This is a genomic window from Salinibacterium sp. 10G20-15 (genome assembly GCF_057365065.1).
In genome coordinates this window covers 19,799-39,129 of the sequence record NZ_CP195118.1, presented here as the reverse complement: position 1 = coordinate 39,129, position 19,331 = coordinate 19,799, and the positions used below count along the sequence as shown (strand labels likewise).

Below are 19,331 nucleotides of genomic sequence, written 5' to 3'. Positions count from 1 at the left end.
CCCTGAGATGGCTATCGCCAGCACGCCACCCCTCGTTGTTGTCGTCGGGGCAACCGGCACCGGCAAGTCCGAGCTCTCTCTCGACATCGCTGAGGGCCTAGCGCGCCAGGGCACTGCGAGCGAGATCATCAACGCCGACGCGATGCAGTTGTACCGCGGCATGGATATCGGTACCGCCAAGCTTCCTGTTGACGAGCGCCGAGGCATCCCGCACCACATGCTTGACGTTCTCGATCCCACCGATGACGCCAGTGTGGCGCAGTATCAACAGGATGCTCGGCAACTGATTGCGCATATTCAGGGTGTAGGGCGCGTGCCCATCATGGTCGGGGGATCAGGGCTCTACGTGTCGAGCGTCATCCACGACTTTCAGTTTCCCGCCCGCGACCCGGAGGTGCGGGCACGGCTAGAAGCTGAGCTTGAACGCGATGGCGTCGGCCTCCTTTTTCAGAGGCTCCACGCGGTGGATCCGGCGGCTGCACCATCGATTGGCGCCAGCAACGGGCGCCGCATCGTGCGCGCGCTTGAAGTGATCGAGATCACGGGGGAGCCCTTCGGTGCGGGCCTGCCCGAAGAGACCACGCTCTGGACGCCAGCGCACATCGTCGGCCTCACCGCTCCGCGAGACGAGCTCGTACCGCGTCTTAACCGTCGGGTGCAGCACATGTGGGATACCGGGCTTCTTGATGAGGTGCGCGGTCTTCGCGGCCGGGGGCTTGGCGTTACGGCCGCGCGCGCGATCGGCTATGCGCAAGCGATCGAGCAGCTCGATGGCACGCTCAGCGAAGCCGAAGCTATCGAGCAAACCGCGGCCCTCACGCGCCGCTATGCCCGCCGCCAGGTGGGGTGGTTCAAACGGTACGAACAGTGCCACTGGCTGGCCTACGACGATCCCGACCGCGTGCAACGTGCTCTGGCGGTCGTGATGGGAGAGAATGGATCGCATGGCGACGCTTAACTTCACCAAAGGTCAGGGAACTGGCAACGACTTCGTTCTCTTCACTGACCCTGATGGCGAGATCAATCTCACTCCCCAGCAGGTCGCCGCAATCTGCGACCGTCGTTTCGGAGTGGGCGCCGACGGCGTCATCCGTGCCGTGCGATCTCGCAGTCTCGATGCCGGCGCTGCGGCGCTAGGAGAAGACGCCGATGCCGAGTGGTTCATGGATTACCACAACGCCGACGGCAGCATCTCGGAAATGTGCGGCAACGGCATCCGTGTGTACGCCGAATACCTCGCCTCGGAAGGGCTCGTCGATTTCGAGCCGGGAGACACTTTGCCGATCGGTACCCGCAGCGGTGTGCGTGACGTTCAGCGCAATATGGCTGGCTACCAGGTCGACATGGGCCGTTGGATGCTCGACGGTGGCGAGCCGCTCGTGCGTGCGAAGGAACTCGAAGTGGCCCGACCGGGCCTCGGTATCAACGTCGGCAACCCCCATGTGGTTGTGGCGTTGGCCGAAGAGGCCGAACTCGATCGCGTAGACCTCAACTACATTCCCGTCATCGACCCGCTGCCCGAACACGGGGCCAACGTTGAATTCGTTGTGCCTGCCGAGCCGCTCGTGAAAGACGGCGTTGGTTCAATCCGGATGCGGGTGCACGAGCGCGGCAGTGGCGAAACGTTGTCGTGTGGCACGGGTGCAGTCGCGGCGGCGCTTGCTATTCGTCACTATGCCGGACGCAGCGCGCCCCACCAGTGGCGCGTCACGGTACCCGGTGGCACTGTCGTCGTGCGCATGTTTCCGACCGAGGATGGCGAGCACGTCTCGTTGAGCGGGCCAGCCGAGCTCGTGTTCTCAGGCACGCTAGAACTCGCTTAGCGAGCCCCCTGCGGCCCCAGAGCCGACTTGCAGCCTGCGCCAGCTACTCGCTAGTGGCGTGGTGGCGTGCCCGCAACACTCGGTAGCCCTTGTTGGTGGCGGCGCGCGTGAAGCTGAAGTTGTCGGGGAAGGTTGCTTCCATCCACCGCTGGAGGGAATCTGATCCCAGATTCTTTTGCACGACGAGCCACGCGTCGGCATCGAGCTCAAGGCGGGGCAGCCAGGTCTGCAGAATGTTGTGGAGTTCGTTCTTGCCCACGCGAATGGGCGGGTTCGACCAAATAGACATAAATGTTATGTCTTCGGGAACATCTGCGGGCAGAACCGCGTTAATATTGGGTATGGACAATTTTTCGGCGTTAGCCCGCACAAGATCCAGTGCGCGCTCGTTGACGTCCACCGCCCACACCGTTGCATGAGGTGACTCGAGGGCAAGGGTGAGCGCCATAGGTCCCCAGCCGCAACCGAGGTCAAGCAGGTTTCCTCCCGGGGGAGGCGCCGGCACGTTCGACAGCAGAACTTTCGTTCCGGCATCGATGCGTTCGGGGCTAAAGATCCCATTTGACGTGACAAGTTCGCGTTCAACACCGGCAATGGTCGCGTGAATCGTCCGCAACTTGAGATCACTCTCGGGTGATGACGAGAAGTAATGCTCGTTGGCCATGCACAGAACTTACCGAAAACTAGACAAGTAGGGTTAACCCAAATGACGCGAAACACGACAGAAACCAGTATCGAGGCCACTAACGGCGACGACGCCGAGCGTTCCGTCGACCGTGTTCTAGCGAGCGAAGGCTCCGATCATGCCGCGGTGAAGCGGTTCGGGGCGGCGGGGCTCGGCAATTCAGGCGCGCAAGCGTTGCAGTCGGATGCTCACTACGAAGCGGATCGCGACGGCGACCAGTTCGATCGCGACGATCGACATGCGCTCAAACGTGTCGTGGGTCTCTCGACCGAGCTCGATGACGTCACCGAGGTTGAATACCGCCAGCTGCGCATCGAGAACGTTGTTCTCATTGGTATCTACGGGCAGGGCAACCTGCGCGACGCCGAGAACTCCATTCGCGAACTCTCGGCTCTTGCTGAGACCGCGGGTGCTGTGGTGCTCGACGGCCTCCTGCAGCGCCGCAGTCACCCCGACCCGAGTACGTATCTGGGGAAGGGTAAAGCTCGCGAGCTGAAGGATGTCGTGGCCGCAACCGGTGCCGATACCGTCATTGCCGATACCGAGCTCGCACCGAGCCAGCGACGTGCGCTGGAAGACGTTGTCGGCGTCAAGGTCATCGACCGCACGGCCGTCATCCTCGACATTTTCAGCCAGCACGCCACAAGTCGTGAGGGCAAGGCGCAAGTTGAGCTTGCTCAGCTCGAGTACCTGTTGCCCCGACTGCGTGGTTGGGGTGAATCGATGTCTCGCCAGGCCGGTGGTCAGGTCGGTGGCGCCGGCGCCGGTATGGGTAGCCGCGGACCGGGTGAGACGAAGATCGAACTTGATCGTCGTCACATCCACACTCGCATGGCTCGCCTGCGTAAGCAGATCAAGAGTTTCGCACCGGCTCGCGAAGCGAAGCGGGCTAACCGCGACCGGTTCGAAGTACCGAGTGTCGCCATCGCGGGCTATACGAACGCCGGTAAGTCGAGTTTGCTCAACCGCATGACTAAGGCCGGCGTGCTCGTCGAGAACGCTCTGTTCGCGACGCTTGATGCCACTGTTCGCAAGTCGACGACGGCAGACGGGCGCCTGTTCACTCTGAGCGACACCGTCGGATTCGTTCGAAACCTGCCTCACCAGCTCGTGGAGGCGTTTCGTTCGACGCTAGAGGAGGTGGGGCAGGCCGACGTCATCGTGCACGTTGTTGACGCTTCGCATCCCGACCCGGGAGCGCAACTCGCTACCGTTCGCGACGTGATCGGCGAGTTGGGTGCCCGCGGCATCCCAGAGATCGTCGTCTTCAACAAGAGTGATCTTGCGGATGACGACCAGCGTTTGGTAATCCGAGGCCTTGAACCGACGGGCATCTTTGTGTCGGCGCGCTCTGGCGAGGGCATTGATGAACTCAACGCCCGCATCGCGGAGCTGCTGCCCAAGCCCGAGGTCGAAGTCACCCTGCTCGTGCCCTACGACCGTGGTGAGGTGATCTCGCGCTTGCATGTGCAGGGCCGCGTCATGTCAACGGACTATCGCGAAGAGGGCACGCTTGTGACGGCGCTTGTGCACCCTGCGCGTGTGCCGGAGATCGAAGAGTTCGTCACCGCTCAGGTGAAGTAGCTTGCCGCGGCGTAGCCCCGACTAAACGGGGCTACGCCGACTCGGTTTGCGATTAGAGCGCGCGCAGTACCGTAACGACTTTGCCGAGCACTTGCGCGTAGTCGCCCAGGATCGGCTCGAAGTTGGAGTTGCGGGGGAGTAGCCACGTGTGGCCGTCCCGCTGACGGAAGACCTTGACGGTGGCTTCGTCATCGAGCATTGCTGCCACGATGTCGCCATTTTCCGCAGTTTGTTGCTGGCGAACCACTACCCAGTCGCCGTCGCAAATCGCTGCGTCGATCATGGAATCTCCGACGACCTTGAGCATGAAGAGCTCGCCCTTTCCTACAAGTTGGCGGGGGAGGGGGAATACTTCTTCGACGTGCTGTTCGGCGGTGATGGGGATACCGGCAGCGATTCGTCCGACGAGAGGAACCATCGCTGCATCGCCCATAGATGGGCTGATGGTGCTGGATTCATCGACCGCGCTCGGAACGTCAATGAGTACTTCGATCGCACGTGGGCGATTGGGGTCTCGGCGCACGTAGCCACTCAGCTCAAGCTGATTGAGCTGGTGCGTCACGCTCGACAGCGAAGAGAGTCCGACGGCGTCGCCAATCTCACGCATGCTCGGCGGGTAGCCCTGAGTAGCTACAGAACGCTGGATCATTTCGAGGATCGCCTGCTGTTTGGCGCTCAGGTTGGTTCGCCGCCGCGTTCCCTGCTCAGAAGCGTCATCGGGGCGGGCTGTTGAGTCAGTCACGAGTCCTCTATTTCTGCCAGTGACGATTCCAATGTCAGTGGCTCATTCGAAACTGTATCCGCAGGAGAGGCCAAAACCAAACATTTGTTCGAGTGTCTGAAACAAATGTCAGTGGCTTCTTCGAATATGTACTTGATATTCGAACTATTCGAATGTATGTTCGGAACACAGCTTCGCACCCGGCTCTCCCGGCCGAGAGTCGGGTGCGATAACCCCTAGAGGAGTGAATGATGTCCACTGCAGTGATTGCACCTAACGCGGCTGTCCGTGCTCGGCAGTCCGCACCACGTCTTCGCCTCACCACGCGTGGCCGTGTCGTCTTCACGACGCTCGCGGCCGCGCCGTTGGTTATCGCCGCGCTCGTGTTCTCGCTTAACAGCGGTGGAGCAGTCGCAACGCTCGACGCCGATGAGAACGCTTTCGTCTATGTGGATGTTGCGGCGGGCCAGTCTCTCTGGAACATCGCTGAGCAGCACGCTCCTGGCCAAGACCCGCGTGAGGTAGTCGCTCAGCTCGTGCAGCTCAACCAGCTTCCGTCAGCAGATATCTTCGCTGGCCAAGAGCTCGCGATTCCCGCAAGCTTCTCGCGCTAAAGCAAGCCACGCTGAGCTTCCACCGCGCGGTCCTAGGCAAGCGTCATGAGGCGCAGAGTCCAGCCGCGTTCCTCTAGCATTGATGAGTGACTTCGCTTTCTGATCTCCCCATTCGTGATGACCTTCGCGGTCTCACTCCCTACGGTGCGCCGACTGACCCCGTACGCATTCAACTCAATGTCAACGAGAACACGCATCCGATTCCGGAAGCAGTCGCTACCGACATCGTGATGGCCCTCGCAGGCGCGGTCATGAATGCCAATCGGTACCCGGACCGCGAGTTCACCGAGCTTCGCGAGTCACTCGCGGCCTACTTGGGGCACGGTCTGACGGCCGACCACATCTGGGCCGCCAATGGTTCGAACGAAGTTCTCCAGCAGACGCTGCAAGCGTTTGGAGGCCCCGGGCGTCGTGTCCTCGGTTTCCCTCCCACGTACTCGATGCACTCGATCATCGCTTCTGGCACAGGAACTGAGTGGGTAACCGCACCTCGGGATCCTGCTTATGACATCACTCCCGAGAGTGTGGTGGCGGCGATCGCCGAGCACACCCCAGACGTCGTGTTCCTGTGCTCACCTAATAACCCGACCGGCACTCCCGTGAGTAACGACACCATCGCCGCCGCGTACGACGCGACTGACGGAATCGTTCTCGTCGATGAGGCCTACGCCGAGTTCTCCGACCGCGAATCAGCTCTGGCATTGCTCGACGGTCGCCCTCGCCTCATCGTTTCTCGCACCATGAGCAAGGCATTCGCTTTCGCGGGAGCCCGCGTGGGCTACCTCGCGGCTGATCCCGCCATCGCTGATGCGCTTCGACTCGTTCGCTTGCCCTATCACTTGTCCGCGCTCACTCAAGCGGCGGCTGTTGCGGCGCTTGCCCACGCACCGGAAATGCTTGCGATGGTCGACGAGATCAAGACTCAGCGTGACCGAATGAGCGCCGGGCTGTCGGCTCTGGGCTTCACGCCAGTGCCCAGCGAGGCAAACTTCGTGCTGTTCGGGGGAGTGGACGACCCGCAGGCGCTGTTCCACAAGCTCCTCATTCAAGACATTTTGATCCGCGACGTGGGCATCCCGCACCACTTGCGGGTCACCGCCGGTACGGCGGAAGAGACGACGGCGTTCTTGGATGCGATGGCAGACCTTCAAGCGCTCGGTAGGGTTGAGTAATGACTTCAGATCGCACCGCGACGATTAAGCGCGAAACTAGCGAGTCGAGCATCGAACTTTCGATCAACCTCGACGGCACCGGCACCTCATCCATTGAGACCTCGGTTCCTTTCTACGACCACATGCTGACGGCATTCTCTAAGCACTCGCTCATCGACCTCACGGTCAAAGCGAGCGGTGACACCCACATCGACGTGCACCACACGGTGGAAGACATCGGTATTGCTCTGGGACTCGCCATCAAGCAGGCTCTGGGAACCAAGGCGGGTATCTCGCGCTACGGTGATGCTCTCGTACCTCTCGATGAAGCTCTCGTGCGGGCGGTTGTTGATGTCTCTGGGCGTCCCTACCTCGTGCACACGGGGGAGCCTGCGGGCTTCGAAATGCACCTCATCGGTGGGCACTTCACGGGCTCGATGGTGCGTCACGTCTTCGAGGCAATCAGTTACAACGCGGGAATCACGGTGCACGTGACGGTATTGGGTGGCCGCGACCCGCACCACATCGCGGAGGCCGAGTTCAAAGCTTTCGCTCGCGCGATGCGTGCTGCGGTCGAGCCGGATGCCCGTGTCTCGGGTATCCCGTCTACGAAGGGCGCGCTCTAGAGTGGCTGCTCCTTCAGTTGTCATCCTTGACTACGGTTCCGGCAACATCCACTCGGCGGCGAAAGCTCTCGAGGCCGCGGGTGCGAACGTTCGGTTGAGCGCGGATCGGTCGGTTGCTGAGGCAGCAGACGGTCTCCTCGTGCCCGGCGTCGGTGCCTTTGCGGCCGTCATGTCGGCTCTCGAGTCGGTTCGCGGTGGCGCAATCATCGAAAAACGCCTCACCGGTAGTCGTCCGGTTATGGGTATCTGCGTCGGCATGCAAGTGCTCTTCGCCTCTGGCGACGAACACGGTATTCAGACCGACGGGCTCGACGAGTGGCCGGGTGTTGTAGAAAAGTTACCCGCGCCGGTTTTGCCGCACATGGGCTGGAATACTGTCGAGACTCCTGACGACACGACACTGTTCGATTCCATCCGCGACGAGCGTTTCTACTTCGTTCACTCGTACGCTGCACAGCAGTGGACGCTTGACGTTCAGCCCCCTTTCCCGCAGCCGAAGCTCACCTGGGCCGACCATGGCGGGCGTTTCTTGGCAGCGGTCGAAAACGGACCCTTAACTGCCACTCAATTTCACCCGGAGAAGTCGGGCGAAGCCGGAATCAAACTTCTAAGCAACTGGTTGAAGACACTCTGATTTTGCGCCTGTTCGTCGTGCACTAGTATCGGATGCTTGTGCGCGGCGTTCCGCGGTCAGGTCTTTAGAGAGCGTATCTATGAGCGAGTTCAACAAAACCCCCGGTCTTACACTGCTTCCCGCGGTGGATGTAGCAGACGGTAAGGCTGTGCGTCTCACGCAGGGCGAAGCCGGCACCGAGAAGAGCTACGGCGATCCATGCGCTGCTGCGCATGACTGGGTTGACCAGGGCGCCGAGTGGATTCACCTCGTTGACCTCGACGCGGCTTTCGGCCGGGGCAACAACCACGCGATGATCAAGAAGGTCATCAAGTCCACGCCAAAGCGCGTGAACATCGAACTCTCGGGCGGCATCCGCGATGACGAGTCGCTCGAAGCTGCTCTCGCCACCGGCGCCAAGCGCATCAACCTCGGCACGGCCGCGTTGGAGAACCCCGAGTGGGCTGCCCACGTTATCGCCGAGTACGGTGAGGCAATCGCTGTCGGTCTCGACGTCCGTGGCACGACGCTCGCTGCCCGCGGTTGGACTCAAGAGGGCGGCGACATCTGGACCGTCCTCGACCGCCTCGAGTCCGCCGGTTGCTGCCGCTACGTGGTGACTGACGTCACGAAAGACGGCACGCTGCAGGGCCCGAACATCGAACTTCTTCGCCAGGTCATGGACCGCACCCACCGTCCGGTCATCGCCTCGGGCGGAGTATCGAGCTTGGACGACCTCATCGAACTGCGCGAACTCGTTCCTCAGGGGCTCGAGGGCGCAATCGTCGGTAAGGCGCTGTACGCCAAGGCCTTCACACTCGCTGAAGCGCTCGACGTCTCCTCGCACTAATCATGGCCGCGGAATCGAACGCAGCAGACTCGGCCGGGGTGCCCTGGGCCGGGCGCTCGTTCGAGCCGAATCCTGCTCCGGATGACGATGGTCGCGCCCCAGAAGAGCTCATGGCGGCAATCACCCGCTTTCACGCCGGTGATGCTTCCGAGTCCGAAGTTGTCGATCAAGTACGCACTTCGCGCCTGCTGATCCCGCTTCTCGCGAAGGCAGGGGAGACCGGCACCACCGCCGAGGGGCTCACAGTCGATAAGACTCAAGAGCTGTCGATCGTGACCGTTACCGGGCCCGATGGCCGCGCAGTGCTGCCGGTGTTCAGCTCTGTTGACGCGATGAAGACGTGGAACCCGGATGCTCGGCCGGTGCCTGCAGCAGGCACCCGTGTCGCGCTGGCGGCCGCGAGCGAAAATACTGACCTTGTCATTATTGACCCGCTGAGTGACAGCGAGTTCATCATCCGCCGTCCCGCGGTGTGGGCGATTGCTCAGTCCGTTGACTGGACCCCGAGCTTCTTGCGTGCTGACGTGCGAGATGAGTTCGCGGCATCCGCTGCTGACGAATCGAACGTCGTTGACGTTCAGCTTCTCGCCGGCGACCCCGGAGCCCGCCTGCAGGGTCCTGAATTGGTTGTGCAGATCGCAATGCGCGAGGGGCTTGATCGCGAGACTCTCGACGCCATCATGGATCGCCTCCGCACGAGTTGGAGTGCTTCAGAGCTCATCGCAGAGTCGGTCGATTCTCTCGCAATTCAAGTCGTGCGGGCTCCCGCTGCCGACTAGCGCAGCACACGTGGCGGTAACCGAGCCCTCGTGCTCAGGGACCCAAGGACCGCTGGAGAACGTGACTAGTTGACCGGGCCGGTGTACTTCTCGCCGGGACCCTGGCCGGGCGCATCCGGGAATGTCGATGCTTCGCGGAACGCGAGCTGCACCGAACGCAGGCCGTCGCGCAGCGGGCGAGCGTGGTGGTTTCCGATTTCTGGGGCGGCAGCGGTCACAAAGCCGGCGAGGGCGTTGATCAGTTTTCGCGCTTCGTCAAGGTCCTTTTCGGCCTCGGCATTGGGGCCGTCGGAAAGTCCCAGTTTGACGGCGGCGGCACTGAGCATGTGTACGGCGACGGTGTTAATTACCTCGACCGCGGGCACTTCAGAGATGTCGCGAAGTTCGTTGTAATCCTCATTGGTGGGCTCGCTCATGATGTCCTTCGCTAATTGGGGTTCGCTCTGCTATCCTTATGCAGGCCCGGGGCTCGCCCCGGTTACGAAAGTGGAGATTCTCCCACCTGTCAACCGCATACAAGGTTACCGGGTAGTTACACCCCGCACAGTCCGCTGGCGGTGCAGTACGCATGATCTACGCGATCGTGCGAATTGTTCCGGATGCTGGCTGCGCAGCTTTAAAGGGTGATGCAGCATCGCTGCGTTTGATCCTCTTTCGTGCCATGGCATCCGCCACACTGCGCAGTGTTTACATCCGTTTCTCTGCGCATCACGAACTGTGAGGAGAACACGCATCAGCGATCCCCGTACCAACGACCGAATCCGAGTTCCTGAGGTCCGACTTGTCGGACCCGGCGGTGAACAAGTCGGTGTCGTCTCTATTGACGTCGCCCTCCGACTCGCCCAAGAGGCAGATCTAGATTTGGTCGAGGTTGCTCCCAATTCCAAGCCTCCCGTTGCCAAGATCATGGATCACGGCAAGTTCAAGTACGAAGAGGCGCAGAAGGCTAAAGAAGCTCGTCGCAATCAGGCAAACACGATCCTAAAAGAGGTTCGTTTTCGCCTGAAGATCGACAAGCACGACTACGAAACCAAGCGCAAGCGTGCCGAAGGATTCCTTTCGGGCGGCGACAAAGTCAAAGCAATGATCTTGTTCCGTGGTCGTGAGCAGTCTCGTCCCGACCAGGGCGTGCGCTTGCTTCAAAAATTCGCCGAAGATGTGTCGGAGTTCGGTTCGGTGGAATCGACCCCGACTATCGACGGTCGCAACATGGTCATGATCATTGGCCCCCACAAGACCAAGGCCGCAGCGAAAGCTGAAGCCGAGGCCCGCAAGGTAGCTAACAAAGCACCTCGTGTGGCAGAAGTTCCAGAGAAAGAGGAGAAAGATGCCTAAGCAGAAGACGCACTCAGGCACCAAGAAGCGTTTCAAGGTCACCGGCAGCGGCAAGGTCATGAAGCAGCAGGCTGGTATGCGACACAACCTCGAGGTCAAGAGCGGAAAGCGCAAGCGCTCGCTCAACCAGGACCAGGTTCTTGCATCGCAGGACGCCAAGGTCATCAAGAAGCTTCTCGGTAAGTAAGGGTTTAGGACACACAAATGGCAAGAGTAAAAAGAGCCGTAAACGCTCACAAGAAGCGTCGGGTTATTCTCGAGCGCGCAAAGGGTTACCGCGGACAGCGTTCGCGTCTGTACCGTAAGGCCAAGGAGCAGGTTACCCACTCGCTCGTCTACGCGTACCGCGACCGTCGTGCCCGCAAGGGTGAATTCCGTCGCCTGTGGATCCAGCGCATCAACGCTGCATCGCGTGCCAACGGCCTCACCTACAACCGTCTCATCCAGGGCTTGAACCTGGCTGGAGTACAGGTTGACCGTCGCATCCTCGCTGACCTCGCTGTCACCGAGCCCGCCACGTTCGCGTCGCTGGTTGCAACCGCTAAGGCTGCGCTGCCCGCTGACACGTCGGCACCCCGTTCGGCTGCATAACGAGCCGCACAACGATTCGTGCAATCGGCACGCTGTAGTGACCAATCTGGTCGCCGCAGCGTGCCGATTCTCGGTTAACTCCGGCGCGAGCTTAGGGTTGAAGTCGTGATCGATAACCCGCGTTCTCCACGCGTACGTGCAGTGGCCAAGCTCGCTAAGAAGAGCGCCCGCTCTGAGACGGGGCTCTTTCTCCTCGAAGGTCCACAGTCTGTCTCTGAGGCGCTTCAGTTTCGGCCAGATCTACTCGTTGAGCTCTACGCAACTCCAACGGCGCTCGAGCGCCACAGCGCTATTGCCCGCGCGGCGGAAGATGCGGGCATCGATGTCGAGTTCGTTTCGGAGCAGGTTCTTGAGACCATGGCCGACACCGTTACCCCTCAGGGCGTGCTCGCGGTGTGCCGTCAATTTCCCACATCGTTGAAGGACATTCTTGCGGATGCCCCCACGCTCATCGCGATCCTTGAAGAAGTTCGGGACCCCGGTAACGCGGGCACGATCATCCGTGCCGCGGATGCCGCTGGTGCCGATGCAGTCATACTGACCGGTCGCAGCGTCGATCTGTACAACCCCAAGGTTGTTCGGGCCACCACGGGATCGCTCTTTCACGTTCCAGTCGCAGTGGGGGCGGAGCTCGAAGCTGTGCTGGAACGGGTCAAGGGTGCTGGGCTGCGCGTTCTTGCTGCCGATATCAAGGGCGGCGACTTGCTGGCCGCACGCAACGAGGGCGCCTTGAATCAGCCCTCCGCGTGGTTGTTCGGCAATGAGGCTCGGGGCCTTACTGACGAGCACTACAAACTGGCTGACTGGGTCATTTCGGTACCGATTTACGGGCACGCAGAATCCATGAATTTGGCCACCGCGGCTTCAGTCTGTTTGTACGAAAGTGCATTCGCTCAGCGCAGCAACTAGCGCGTACCGCCAATCGTGATTTAGTGTCACGAGCGTGTTACGACTAGGCGCGTTGATTGACCCCCGTTATCGGCGTGTGTTTATCTTGGAGAATGGCAGCGCAGAGCGGTGAACCTCTGGTCGTAATCGACCATGTCAACAAACATTACGGTGAGCTTCACGTGCTCAAAGACATCTCCACCACGATTAAACGTGGTGAGGTAGTTGTCGTGATTGGGCCGAGTGGTTCGGGAAAGTCCACGCTCTGTCGTGCGATTAACCGCCTCGAGACCATCGACGATGGCACCATCACTATCGATGGCAAGTTGTTGCCCGAAGAGGGCGCTGGTCTCGCCAAGCTGCGTGCAGACGTCGGCATGGTATTCCAGTCGTTCAACCTCTTCGCTCACAAGACGATTCTGGAGAACGTCACGCTCGGCCCGCGCCGCGTGCGCAAGGTCTCCAAGGTCGAAGCTGACAAGCACGCGATGGAACTGCTCGACCGCGTTGGTATCGGCAACCAGGCATCCAAGATGCCGGCTCAGCTTTCTGGTGGACAGCAACAGCGTGTTGCCATCGCTCGTTCACTGGCCATGGACCCCAAGATCATTCTTCTCGATGAGCCCACGTCGGCTCTCGACCCCGAGATGATCAACGAAGTTCTCGATGTCATGGTGCAGCTCGCCAAAGACGGCATGACCATGCTCGTGGTTACGCACGAAATGGGCTTCGCTCGTAAGGCCGCTGACCGCGTGATTTTCATGGCGGATGGCGAAATTGTTGAAGAGGCCGAGCCTGAGCAGTTCTTCACCAACCCTCAATCTCCGAGAGCGCAAGACTTCCTCTCGAAAATCCTTACCCACTAACTCAGCGGGTAATCCCCACAGCAGCAAGGAGAAACACATGAGACTCAAAAAAGGTCTGATGATTTCTGCCATCGCCGTCGTAGGTCTTCTTGGCCTCAGCGCATGTGCAGCAGACTCAGGAACAACTGATCCTGACGTAGTCGTTCCGGAGTTCGAAGCAGGCACCACGATGGCTGAGCTTGCCGATGCCGGCAAGATCACGATCGGTACCAAGTTCGACCAGCCGCTGTTCGGTCTCAAGGGACCGTCGGGCGACCCCGTCGGCTTCGACGTCGAAATTGGCAAGATCATTGCTGCTTCGCTGGGGATTAGTGAAGACAACATCGAGTGGAAAGAGACAATCTCGGCCAACCGTGAGTCGTTCATCGAGAACGGCACCGTTGACATTGTGATCGCGACCTACACTATTAACGACAAGCGTAAGGAAGTTATCTCCTTTGCTGGTCCTTACTACAACGCGGGCCAGGACATCTTGGTTCTCGCGGGCAACCCCGAGGGCATCACGGGCCCCGAGGACCTCGAGGGCAAGGACGTCTGCAGCGTGTCTGGCTCGACGTCCGAGAAGAACATTGCGGAGTACGACGTCAACCTCATCACTACCGACACCTACACTGCCTGCTTGGAGCCGCTCCGTAGCGGCAAGGTTGTCGCTGTTACCACCGACAACGTGATTCTGGCTGGCCTCGCCGACCAGAACGCTGGCGAGTTCGAAGTTCTCAGCAACCCGTTCACCGAAGAGCCTTACGGTATCGGTCTTGAGCGCGATGACGACGCATTCCGCGACTACATCAACGACGTTCTCGAGACCTCCTACTCTGACGGTTCGTGGGATGCGGCTTGGAACGAGACTGCAGGCACCGTCCTGAAGCTTCCGACCCCGCCCGCTGTAGACCGCTACAGCAACTAGTGTGCTCGGTGCCCGTCCGCGGCTAACGCGGGCGGGCACCTTCCACGCCCTATTCATTTACTTTCCAGGAGGCCCGGATGGACGTCATCACTAACGCGATCGACGCCCTTGTCGACATAACGCCGCTCTACATGGAGGGCTTTCTTCTGACGTTGGCCCTGTTGGGCATTGCCGGTGTCGGGGCGTTTATTCTTGGGGTTCTTATCGCGGCGATGCGTATCTCGCCGGTTCCTTCGCTGCGTCTCTTTGCGACGGTTTACACGGAGCTACTACGGAACATACCGCTGCTTCTCGTTCTCTTTTTTTGCGCGACCGTGCTTCCCATCTTGGGCGTAGACCTCGACTTCTTTCTTTTGGCTGCTCTTGGCTTGACGCTGTACACCTCTCCATTCATCGCGGAAGCAGTGCGATCCGGTTTCAACGGTGTTCCGGTCGGTCAGGCAGAAGCGGCACGAAGCGTTGGGATGGGATTCACCCAGACAGTTGGTCTCGTGATTCTGCCGCAGGCCAGCCGCATGGTGGTTCCACCGCTCATCAACGTCTTCATCGCGCTTACGAAGAACACTTCTGTAGCGGGCGCTTTTTTTGTCAATGAACTTTTCAAGGCAACCGGGTCCGCGGCCCGAGATCACGGTGATGTCGTGCTTCTCACCCTGCTGTACGCGGTGGCGCTTTACCTCGCAATCACAATCCCGCTTGGGCTGTTGGCTGGAACGATCGAGAAGAAGGTTATGGTGCTGAGATGAGCGCGAGCGTGCTGTATGACGCGCCGGGTCCTAAGACTCGGAGAAATTCGACGATCGCCTCGGTGATTGGCGCGATTGCCATCTTGGCAGTACTTGTATGGGCTTACTTCGTTCTTGCTGCGCCAAGGGTGAGCGCTAATGGCGCGGTGCAACCGGGCTTATTCGATCCGTCTCGCACGGACATTCTGGCAGACCCCGAGATCTGGGGAGCGTTCGGGCGCGGAGTCCTCAACACCTTGCGCATGGCTGCTGTGGCTGCAGTGCTTGCGATCGTTGTCGGTATCCTTTTCTCATTCGGCCGCACTGCAACATCCAAATGGGTGCGAATTCCGGTTTCGGTTTTGCTTGAGATCTTCCGCGGCATGCCGCTTCTCCTTCTGATTTTCTTTGTTTTTCTCCTTTTTTCGGTCGGTAGTTACTGGGCCGGTGTGCTTGGTCTCGCGATCTATAACGGCGCGATCATCGGTGAAGCATTGCGAGCGGGCATTAGTTCGCTGCCGAAGGGGCAACGCGAGGGTGGCCTATCGATCGGCCTCACTTCGCTCCAGACCCGTTTCATCGTCGAGTTCCCGCAGGCCTTTCGCCAGATGTTGCCGATCATTTTGGCGCAGCTCGTCGTGCTCTTGAAGGACACCTCGCTCGCCTATGTGGTTGCCTACCCGGAGCTCTCCCGCACGATCAAGGAACTCCAGAACTTCTACGGCAGCCGCTACGTCTTCACGCTGTTCGCTATCGGTCTGGTGATTTACCTCGTCATGAACGTGAGCCTCTCCTACATCGCACGCTACGTGGCAAAGAAGAGCGGACCGAAGGATGGTGCGACCACTCCGGATGCTCCTAAGCAGCCGGGTGTAGATGGTACGCGTGCCATCACGATGCCGCCGCGCGGAAGTCGGCAGTATGGCGAAGCGGGCAATCAAGGGTTGTAGAGCTGCTTGAGGGGCGGCCCGCGAGAGCGGTGTCCGCTAAACTCGGTTCTTGTGTCTGAACCCACCCCGATCACAGAACCAGCGGTAACCGCAGCGGTCGAAGCAGCTCTTGCTGCCATCGAGTCCGCAGCGACAATGGCCGACCTCAAAACGGTGCGCGGCGCCCATCTTGCAGAGGGCTCGCCACTGGCAGCGCTCAACGCCCAGATGAAGAACGTGGCGCCCGCCGACCGAGCTGCCACCGGCAAGCTCATCGGTGCCGCCCGGGGTCGCGTCAACGGGGCGTATAGTGCCCGCGAAGCCGAGTTGGCCGTCGCCGAAGAGCAAGCCAAGCTTGCGGCAGAAGCCGTGGATGTCACGGCCGTCGCCACTCGCTACGTGAAGGGCGCCCGGCATCCGCTGAGCCTGCTCATGGAGCACATGAGCGACATCTTCGTCGGCATGGGCTGGGAAGTCGCGGAAGGCCCCGAACTCGAGAACGAGTGGTTCAACTTCGACGCGCTCAACTTCGACGAAGACCACCCGGCACGCGCCATGCAAGACACCTTCTTCATCGACCCCGTCGACTCGCACTTGCTGCTGCGCACGCACACGAGCCCGGTTCAGATCCGCTCCCTGCTCGAGCGCCCGCTGCCGGTGTACGTTGTGGCGCCCGGACGCGTGTTCCGCACCGATGAACTTGATGCGACCCACACGCCGGTGTTCCACCAGCTGGAGGGCATCGCGATCGACAAGGGCCTCACCATGGCGCACCTGCGTGGAACGCTCGAGCACCTTGCTCGCGCGATGTTCGGCGAGGGCGCTCAGATTCGCCTGCGTCCCAACTACTTCCCCTTCACTGAACCCAGCGCCGAGATGGATGTCTGGCAGCCCAACGCCAAGGGTGGCGCACGCTGGGTTGAGTGGGGTGGCTGCGGAATGGTCAACCCCAACGTTCTTCGCGCCGCCGGCATTGACCCCGACGAATACCAGGGCTTCGCCTTCGGTATGGGAATTGAGCGCACGCTCCAGTTCCGCAACGAAATGAATGACATGCGAGACATGGTCGAGGGCGATATTCGCTTCTCCCAGCAGTTCGGAATGGTGGTCTGATGAAAGTTCCCATGAGTTGGTTGCGGGAATTCGTCGAGATCCCCGCAGATATCACCCACGAGCAAGTTCATGCTGCCCTCGTCAAGGTCGGCTTTGAAGAAGAAGACGTTCACGGCTTCGACATCTCTGGCCCCGTTGTTGTCGGCCAGGTGCTCGAATTCGTTGGCGAACCCCAGTCCAATGGCAAGACCATCAACTGGTGCCAGGTCGATGTCGGCGAAGCCGAGCCTCGCGGCATCGTCTGTGGAGCCCACAACTTCGTTGTCGGCGACAAGGTCGTCGTCACGCTGCCCGGTTCAGTCCTTCCTGGCCCGTTCCCGATTGCTGCGCGTAAGACCTACGGTCATGTCTCCGATGGAATGATCGCGTCTACTCGCGAGCTCGGCCTCGGCGATGAGCACGACGGCATCCTCGTACTGTCCACGCTGGGTCTTGATCCCGAGGTCGGAACGAGCGCGATCGAGCTGCTCGGTCTCGATGACTTTGCGGTAGAGATCAACGTCACGCCTGACCGCGGCTACGCGATGTCGCTGCGCGGCGTTGCTCGCGAATACGCGCTCTCGACGGGCGCTACGTTCACTGACCCCGCCGACGCGCCCACGATCACCGACGCCAGCGGTTTCCCCGTGGTCATCGCTGACGACGCGCCCATTCGCGGTCGCGCCGGGGTGCGAGCCTTCGTCACCCGCGTCGTACGGAACGTGGATGTCACCAAGCCAACGCCCACGTGGATGATCACGCGTCTGGCGCTGGCCGGCATCCGCTCGATCTCCCTCACGGTCGACGTAACGAACTACGTGATGCTCGAGCTCGGGCAGCCGATTCACGCGTACGACCTTGACCGTGTAGCAGGCGGCCTCACGGTCCGTCGGGCTCAGGCAGGGGAGACCCTCACAACGCTCGACGATAAGTCGCGCAAGCTCGACCCCGAAGACCTGCTGATCACTGATGAGTCGGGCCCGATCGGTCTTGCTGGCGTTATGGGTGGAGCGAGCACCGAAATTACGGATGCCTCCACCAACGTCTTAATCGAAGCCGCCAACTTCGAGCCCGTTTCAATCGCGCGCACCGCTCGTCGCCACAAGCTCGGCAGTGAAGCGTCGCGTCGCTTCGAGCGCGGCGTCGACCCGCTGGTGGCTCCGGCCGCTGCAGCGCGCGTCGTTGAGTTGCTGGTTGAACTGGGGGGCGGAACTGTCGACGAGCTCGGCAGCGACCTGCTGGCCGACCACGTCGCGGATACCGTCGACCTGCCCGAGGGCTACCCTCAGGGCCTCATCGGGGTGAACTACTCTGCTGATGAGATCACCGATTCGCTGCAGGCGATTGGGGCAACGGTCGAGTCGACCGACACCGGCTGGAGCGTTACTCCTCCGAGCTGGCGCCCCGACCTTGGCGACAAGACAACGCTCGTCGAAGAAGTCGCTCGCATTGTGGGCTACGACCGCATTCCCGCGGTGCTTCCCATTGCGCCTCCGGGCCGCGGGCTCACTCGCGCCCAGCGACTGCGACGTACGGTGTCGAACAGCCTCGCGGCATCCGGCCTCACCGAGGTCTTGGCCTACCCGTTCATCTCGCAGCACTCGAACGACCTCTTTGGGGCGTCCGAGGCAGGGGGAGCGACCACGATTAAGCTTGCGAACGCTCTGGACCCGGATGCCGCCACGATGCGTCGTTCGTTGATCCCTGGCCTCGCAGCCATCGCTCACCGCAACGTTTCTCGCGGGCTGACCGATCTTGCGCTCTTCGAGGTCGGAACAGTCTTCCTGCCCGAAGCTGGACGCAGCTATGGAAGCACGTCGCTGCCGCTCGGCTACGAATTGCCGAGTGACGCGGTTCTCGCCGACTTGCGCTCGAGCATCCCGCAGCAACCGTGGCACGTCGCCGCACTGTTCCTCGGCGATGCCGTGACGCGTCAGCCGGGCCAGCAGCCCGTCTCCCGTGGACTCGCGGATGCTCTAGCCACTGTTCAGCACGTGGCGGCGACGCTCTCGGTCGAGATCGACATTGTCACCGGCAGCCATCACTCGATGCACCCCGGCCGCACCGCGGAGCTTCGCGTTGGCGACACCACCGTGGGCTACGCCGGAGAACTGCTTCCTGCACTCGCCCAGGAGCTTGACCTGCCGCGCGTCGTTGCGGTGCTCGAACTTGACCTCAGCGTGCTGATTCAGAGTGCGGCAGCAGACGTCGCGGCAACGCCGATCGTCTCCTACCCAGCGGCAACTCAGGATCTGTCTCTGGTAGTGCCGGCCGAGGTCCGGGCGGGTGAGCTCTCGGCTCTCATCCGCGAGGGTGCCGGTGAGCTCTTAGAGCACGTGCGTCTTGTCGACGATTACCGCGGAACGGGTATTCCCGAGACGCACAAGTCGCTGACGTTCGCGCTGCGCTTCCGCGCCGTCGACCGCACGCTCACGCAGGCTGAAGCCACTGACGCGAAGAACGCCGCTGTCGCCCTCGCCGGCGAGCGTGTCGGCGCCGAGCTGCGCGAGTAGAACAGAACCTCGCAACAACGAAAGCCGGTCGTCACCATT

Annotated in this window: 23 protein-coding genes; 20 read left to right on the top strand and 3 right to left on the bottom strand. The window is 61.0% G+C overall.

Annotated elements, in window-relative coordinates; translation table 11 throughout:
- The first annotated feature begins 7 nt into the window (after nt 1–7).
- Complete coding sequence (miaA, locus tag ACR3YK_RS00200; RefSeq protein WP_486175261.1) at nt 8–958, top strand: tRNA (adenosine(37)-N6)-dimethylallyltransferase MiaA; 951 nt, start codon at nt 8–10, stop codon at nt 956–958.
- Nucleotides 945–1,823: a diaminopimelate epimerase gene (gene dapF / locus ACR3YK_RS00195; RefSeq protein WP_486175260.1), complete on the top strand. Its 879-nt coding sequence runs from the start codon at nt 945–947 to the stop codon at nt 1,821–1,823. The genes miaA and dapF overlap by 14 nt, the downstream gene beginning before the upstream one ends.
- Nucleotides 1,824–1,866: 43 nt before the next feature.
- Here the strand turns inward: dapF and ACR3YK_RS00190 are convergent, their stop codons facing one another.
- A complete protein-coding gene (locus ACR3YK_RS00190; protein ID WP_486175259.1) occupies nt 1,867–2,487 on the bottom strand; it encodes a class I SAM-dependent methyltransferase in 621 nt (206 codons plus the stop codon).
- A gap of 42 nt (nt 2,488–2,529) precedes the next feature.
- On the opposite strand from ACR3YK_RS00190, the gene hflX reads away from it, so the two are divergent.
- Entirely contained in the window at nt 2,530–4,092 is a 1,563-nt protein-coding gene (gene hflX / locus ACR3YK_RS00185) for a GTPase HflX (RefSeq protein WP_486175258.1), read from the top strand.
- Nucleotides 4,093–4,144: 52 nt separating this feature from the next.
- Here the strand turns inward: hflX and lexA are convergent, their stop codons facing one another.
- Nucleotides 4,145–4,834: a transcriptional repressor LexA gene (gene lexA / locus ACR3YK_RS00180; protein WP_486175257.1), complete on the bottom strand. Its 690-nt coding sequence runs from the start codon at nt 4,832–4,834 to the stop codon at nt 4,145–4,147.
- A 227-nt stretch (nt 4,835–5,061) separates the two neighbouring features.
- On the opposite strand from lexA, the gene ACR3YK_RS00175 reads away from it, so the two are divergent.
- From ACR3YK_RS00175 to ACR3YK_RS00150, 6 genes are all read left to right on the top strand, one after another.
- Nucleotides 5,062–5,427: a LysM peptidoglycan-binding domain-containing protein gene (locus ACR3YK_RS00175; RefSeq protein ID WP_240033570.1), complete on the top strand. Its 366-nt coding sequence runs from the start codon at nt 5,062–5,064 to the stop codon at nt 5,425–5,427.
- A gap of 86 nt (nt 5,428–5,513) precedes the next feature.
- Nucleotides 5,514–6,599, top strand: coding sequence for a histidinol-phosphate transaminase (locus tag ACR3YK_RS00170; RefSeq protein WP_341620876.1), 1,086 nt, complete (start codon nt 5,514–5,516; stop codon nt 6,597–6,599).
- Complete coding sequence (gene hisB, locus ACR3YK_RS00165; RefSeq protein WP_100390090.1) at nt 6,599–7,204, top strand: imidazoleglycerol-phosphate dehydratase HisB; 606 nt, start codon at nt 6,599–6,601, stop codon at nt 7,202–7,204. The genes ACR3YK_RS00170 and hisB overlap by 1 nt, the downstream gene beginning before the upstream one ends.
- Nucleotides 7,161–7,838, top strand: coding sequence for an imidazole glycerol phosphate synthase subunit HisH (gene hisH / locus ACR3YK_RS00160; RefSeq protein WP_169925825.1), 678 nt, complete (start codon nt 7,161–7,163; stop codon nt 7,836–7,838). Before hisB ends, hisH begins: the two co-directional genes overlap by 44 nt.
- Nucleotides 7,839–7,917: 79 nt before the next feature.
- On the top strand, nt 7,918–8,667 hold the full coding sequence (gene priA / locus ACR3YK_RS00155) for a bifunctional 1-(5-phosphoribosyl)-5-((5-phosphoribosylamino)methylideneamino)imidazole-4-carboxamide isomerase/phosphoribosylanthranilate isomerase PriA (RefSeq protein ID WP_100390092.1): 750 nt from the start codon (nt 7,918–7,920) through the stop codon (nt 8,665–8,667).
- A gap of 2 nt (nt 8,668–8,669) precedes the next feature.
- A complete protein-coding gene (locus tag ACR3YK_RS00150) occupies nt 8,670–9,446 on the top strand; it encodes an SseB family protein (RefSeq protein WP_100390093.1) in 777 nt (258 codons plus the stop codon).
- A 65-nt stretch (nt 9,447–9,511) separates the two neighbouring features.
- Here the strand turns inward: ACR3YK_RS00150 and ACR3YK_RS00145 are convergent, their stop codons facing one another.
- The gene (locus ACR3YK_RS00145; protein WP_100390094.1) at nt 9,512–9,862 is read right to left on the bottom strand and encodes a DUF1844 domain-containing protein; all 351 of its coding nucleotides are present in this window, start codon (nt 9,860–9,862) and stop codon (nt 9,512–9,514) included.
- 152 nt (nt 9,863–10,014) lie between these two features.
- On the opposite strand from ACR3YK_RS00145, the gene ACR3YK_RS00140 reads away from it, so the two are divergent.
- The 11 genes from ACR3YK_RS00140 to pheT all read left to right on the top strand — a co-directional run bounded on the left by ACR3YK_RS00140 (nt 10,015) and on the right by pheT (nt 19,292).
- Nucleotides 10,015–10,167, top strand: coding sequence for a hypothetical protein (locus ACR3YK_RS00140; RefSeq protein ID WP_486175256.1), 153 nt, complete (start codon nt 10,015–10,017; stop codon nt 10,165–10,167).
- Nucleotides 10,164–10,781, top strand: a complete 618-nt coding sequence (gene infC, locus ACR3YK_RS00135) for a translation initiation factor IF-3 (protein WP_486175255.1) — start codon at nt 10,164–10,166, stop codon at nt 10,779–10,781. Before ACR3YK_RS00140 ends, infC begins: the two co-directional genes overlap by 4 nt.
- Nucleotides 10,774–10,968 carry a 50S ribosomal protein L35 gene (rpmI, locus tag ACR3YK_RS00130; protein ID WP_100390096.1) on the top strand — a complete coding sequence of 65 codons (195 nt, stop codon included), beginning with the start codon at nt 10,774–10,776 and terminating at the stop codon, nt 10,966–10,968. The genes infC and rpmI overlap by 8 nt, the downstream gene beginning before the upstream one ends.
- A gap of 17 nt (nt 10,969–10,985) precedes the next feature.
- Entirely contained in the window at nt 10,986–11,372 is a 387-nt protein-coding gene (rplT, locus tag ACR3YK_RS00125; protein WP_009771944.1) for a 50S ribosomal protein L20, read from the top strand.
- Nucleotides 11,373–11,477: 105 nt separating this feature from the next.
- Nucleotides 11,478–12,281: a TrmH family RNA methyltransferase gene (locus tag ACR3YK_RS00120; RefSeq protein ID WP_486175254.1), complete on the top strand. Its 804-nt coding sequence runs from the start codon at nt 11,478–11,480 to the stop codon at nt 12,279–12,281.
- A 92-nt stretch (nt 12,282–12,373) separates the two neighbouring features.
- Nucleotides 12,374–13,126 carry an amino acid ABC transporter ATP-binding protein gene (locus ACR3YK_RS00115; RefSeq protein ID WP_100390098.1) on the top strand — a complete coding sequence of 251 codons (753 nt, stop codon included), beginning with the start codon at nt 12,374–12,376 and terminating at the stop codon, nt 13,124–13,126.
- Nucleotides 13,127–13,163: 37 nt separating this feature from the next.
- Nucleotides 13,164–14,033: a glutamate ABC transporter substrate-binding protein gene (locus tag ACR3YK_RS00110; RefSeq protein WP_486175253.1), complete on the top strand. Its 870-nt coding sequence runs from the start codon at nt 13,164–13,166 to the stop codon at nt 14,031–14,033.
- Nucleotides 14,034–14,110: 77 nt separating this feature from the next.
- On the top strand, nt 14,111–14,779 hold the full coding sequence (locus ACR3YK_RS00105) for an amino acid ABC transporter permease (RefSeq protein WP_486175252.1): 669 nt from the start codon (nt 14,111–14,113) through the stop codon (nt 14,777–14,779).
- Nucleotides 14,776–15,708, top strand: a complete 933-nt coding sequence (locus ACR3YK_RS00100) for an amino acid ABC transporter permease (protein WP_486175251.1) — start codon at nt 14,776–14,778, stop codon at nt 15,706–15,708. The genes ACR3YK_RS00105 and ACR3YK_RS00100 overlap by 4 nt, the downstream gene beginning before the upstream one ends.
- 51 nt (nt 15,709–15,759) lie before the next feature.
- The gene (gene pheS / locus ACR3YK_RS00095) at nt 15,760–16,800 is read left to right on the top strand and encodes a phenylalanine--tRNA ligase subunit alpha (protein ID WP_486175250.1); all 1,041 of its coding nucleotides are present in this window, start codon (nt 15,760–15,762) and stop codon (nt 16,798–16,800) included.
- Nucleotides 16,800–19,292, top strand: a complete 2,493-nt coding sequence (gene pheT / locus ACR3YK_RS00090; RefSeq protein WP_486175249.1) for a phenylalanine--tRNA ligase subunit beta — start codon at nt 16,800–16,802, stop codon at nt 19,290–19,292. The genes pheS and pheT overlap by 1 nt, the downstream gene beginning before the upstream one ends.
- Nucleotides 19,293–19,331 lie beyond the last annotated feature (39 nt).

Coding starts and splice junctions, on each gene's coding strand:
- miaA (WP_486175261.1), top strand. CDS start 8: ATGGCTATCGCCAGCACGCCACCCCTCGTTGTTGTCGTCGGGGCAACC.
- priA (WP_100390092.1), top strand. CDS start 7,918: ATGAGCGAGTTCAACAAAACCCCCGGTCTTACACTGCTTCCCGCGGTG.
- ACR3YK_RS00175 (WP_240033570.1), top strand. CDS start 5,062: ATGATGTCCACTGCAGTGATTGCACCTAACGCGGCTGTCCGTGCTCGG.
- ACR3YK_RS00110 (WP_486175253.1), top strand. CDS start 13,164: ATGAGACTCAAAAAAGGTCTGATGATTTCTGCCATCGCCGTCGTAGGT.
- ACR3YK_RS00115 (WP_100390098.1), top strand. CDS start 12,374: ATGGCAGCGCAGAGCGGTGAACCTCTGGTCGTAATCGACCATGTCAAC.
- ACR3YK_RS00105 (WP_486175252.1), top strand. CDS start 14,111: ATGGACGTCATCACTAACGCGATCGACGCCCTTGTCGACATAACGCCG.
- hisB (WP_100390090.1), top strand. CDS start 6,599: ATGACTTCAGATCGCACCGCGACGATTAAGCGCGAAACTAGCGAGTCG.
- dapF (WP_486175260.1), top strand. CDS start 945: ATGGCGACGCTTAACTTCACCAAAGGTCAGGGAACTGGCAACGACTTC.
- ACR3YK_RS00100 (WP_486175251.1), top strand. CDS start 14,776: ATGAGCGCGAGCGTGCTGTATGACGCGCCGGGTCCTAAGACTCGGAGA.
- pheT (WP_486175249.1), top strand. CDS start 16,800: ATGAAAGTTCCCATGAGTTGGTTGCGGGAATTCGTCGAGATCCCCGCA.
- rpmI (WP_100390096.1), top strand. CDS start 10,774: ATGCCTAAGCAGAAGACGCACTCAGGCACCAAGAAGCGTTTCAAGGTC.
- rplT (WP_009771944.1), top strand. CDS start 10,986: ATGGCAAGAGTAAAAAGAGCCGTAAACGCTCACAAGAAGCGTCGGGTT.
- hisH (WP_169925825.1), top strand. CDS start 7,161: ATGCCCGTGTCTCGGGTATCCCGTCTACGAAGGGCGCGCTCTAGAGTG.
- ACR3YK_RS00140 (WP_486175256.1), top strand. CDS start 10,015: ATGATCTACGCGATCGTGCGAATTGTTCCGGATGCTGGCTGCGCAGCT.
- hflX (WP_486175258.1), top strand. CDS start 2,530: ATGACGCGAAACACGACAGAAACCAGTATCGAGGCCACTAACGGCGAC.
- ACR3YK_RS00150 (WP_100390093.1), top strand. CDS start 8,670: ATGGCCGCGGAATCGAACGCAGCAGACTCGGCCGGGGTGCCCTGGGCC.
- ACR3YK_RS00190 (WP_486175259.1), bottom strand. CDS start 2,487: ATGGCCAACGAGCATTACTTCTCGTCATCACCCGAGAGTGATCTCAAG.
- ACR3YK_RS00145 (WP_100390094.1), bottom strand. CDS start 9,862: ATGAGCGAGCCCACCAATGAGGATTACAACGAACTTCGCGACATCTCT.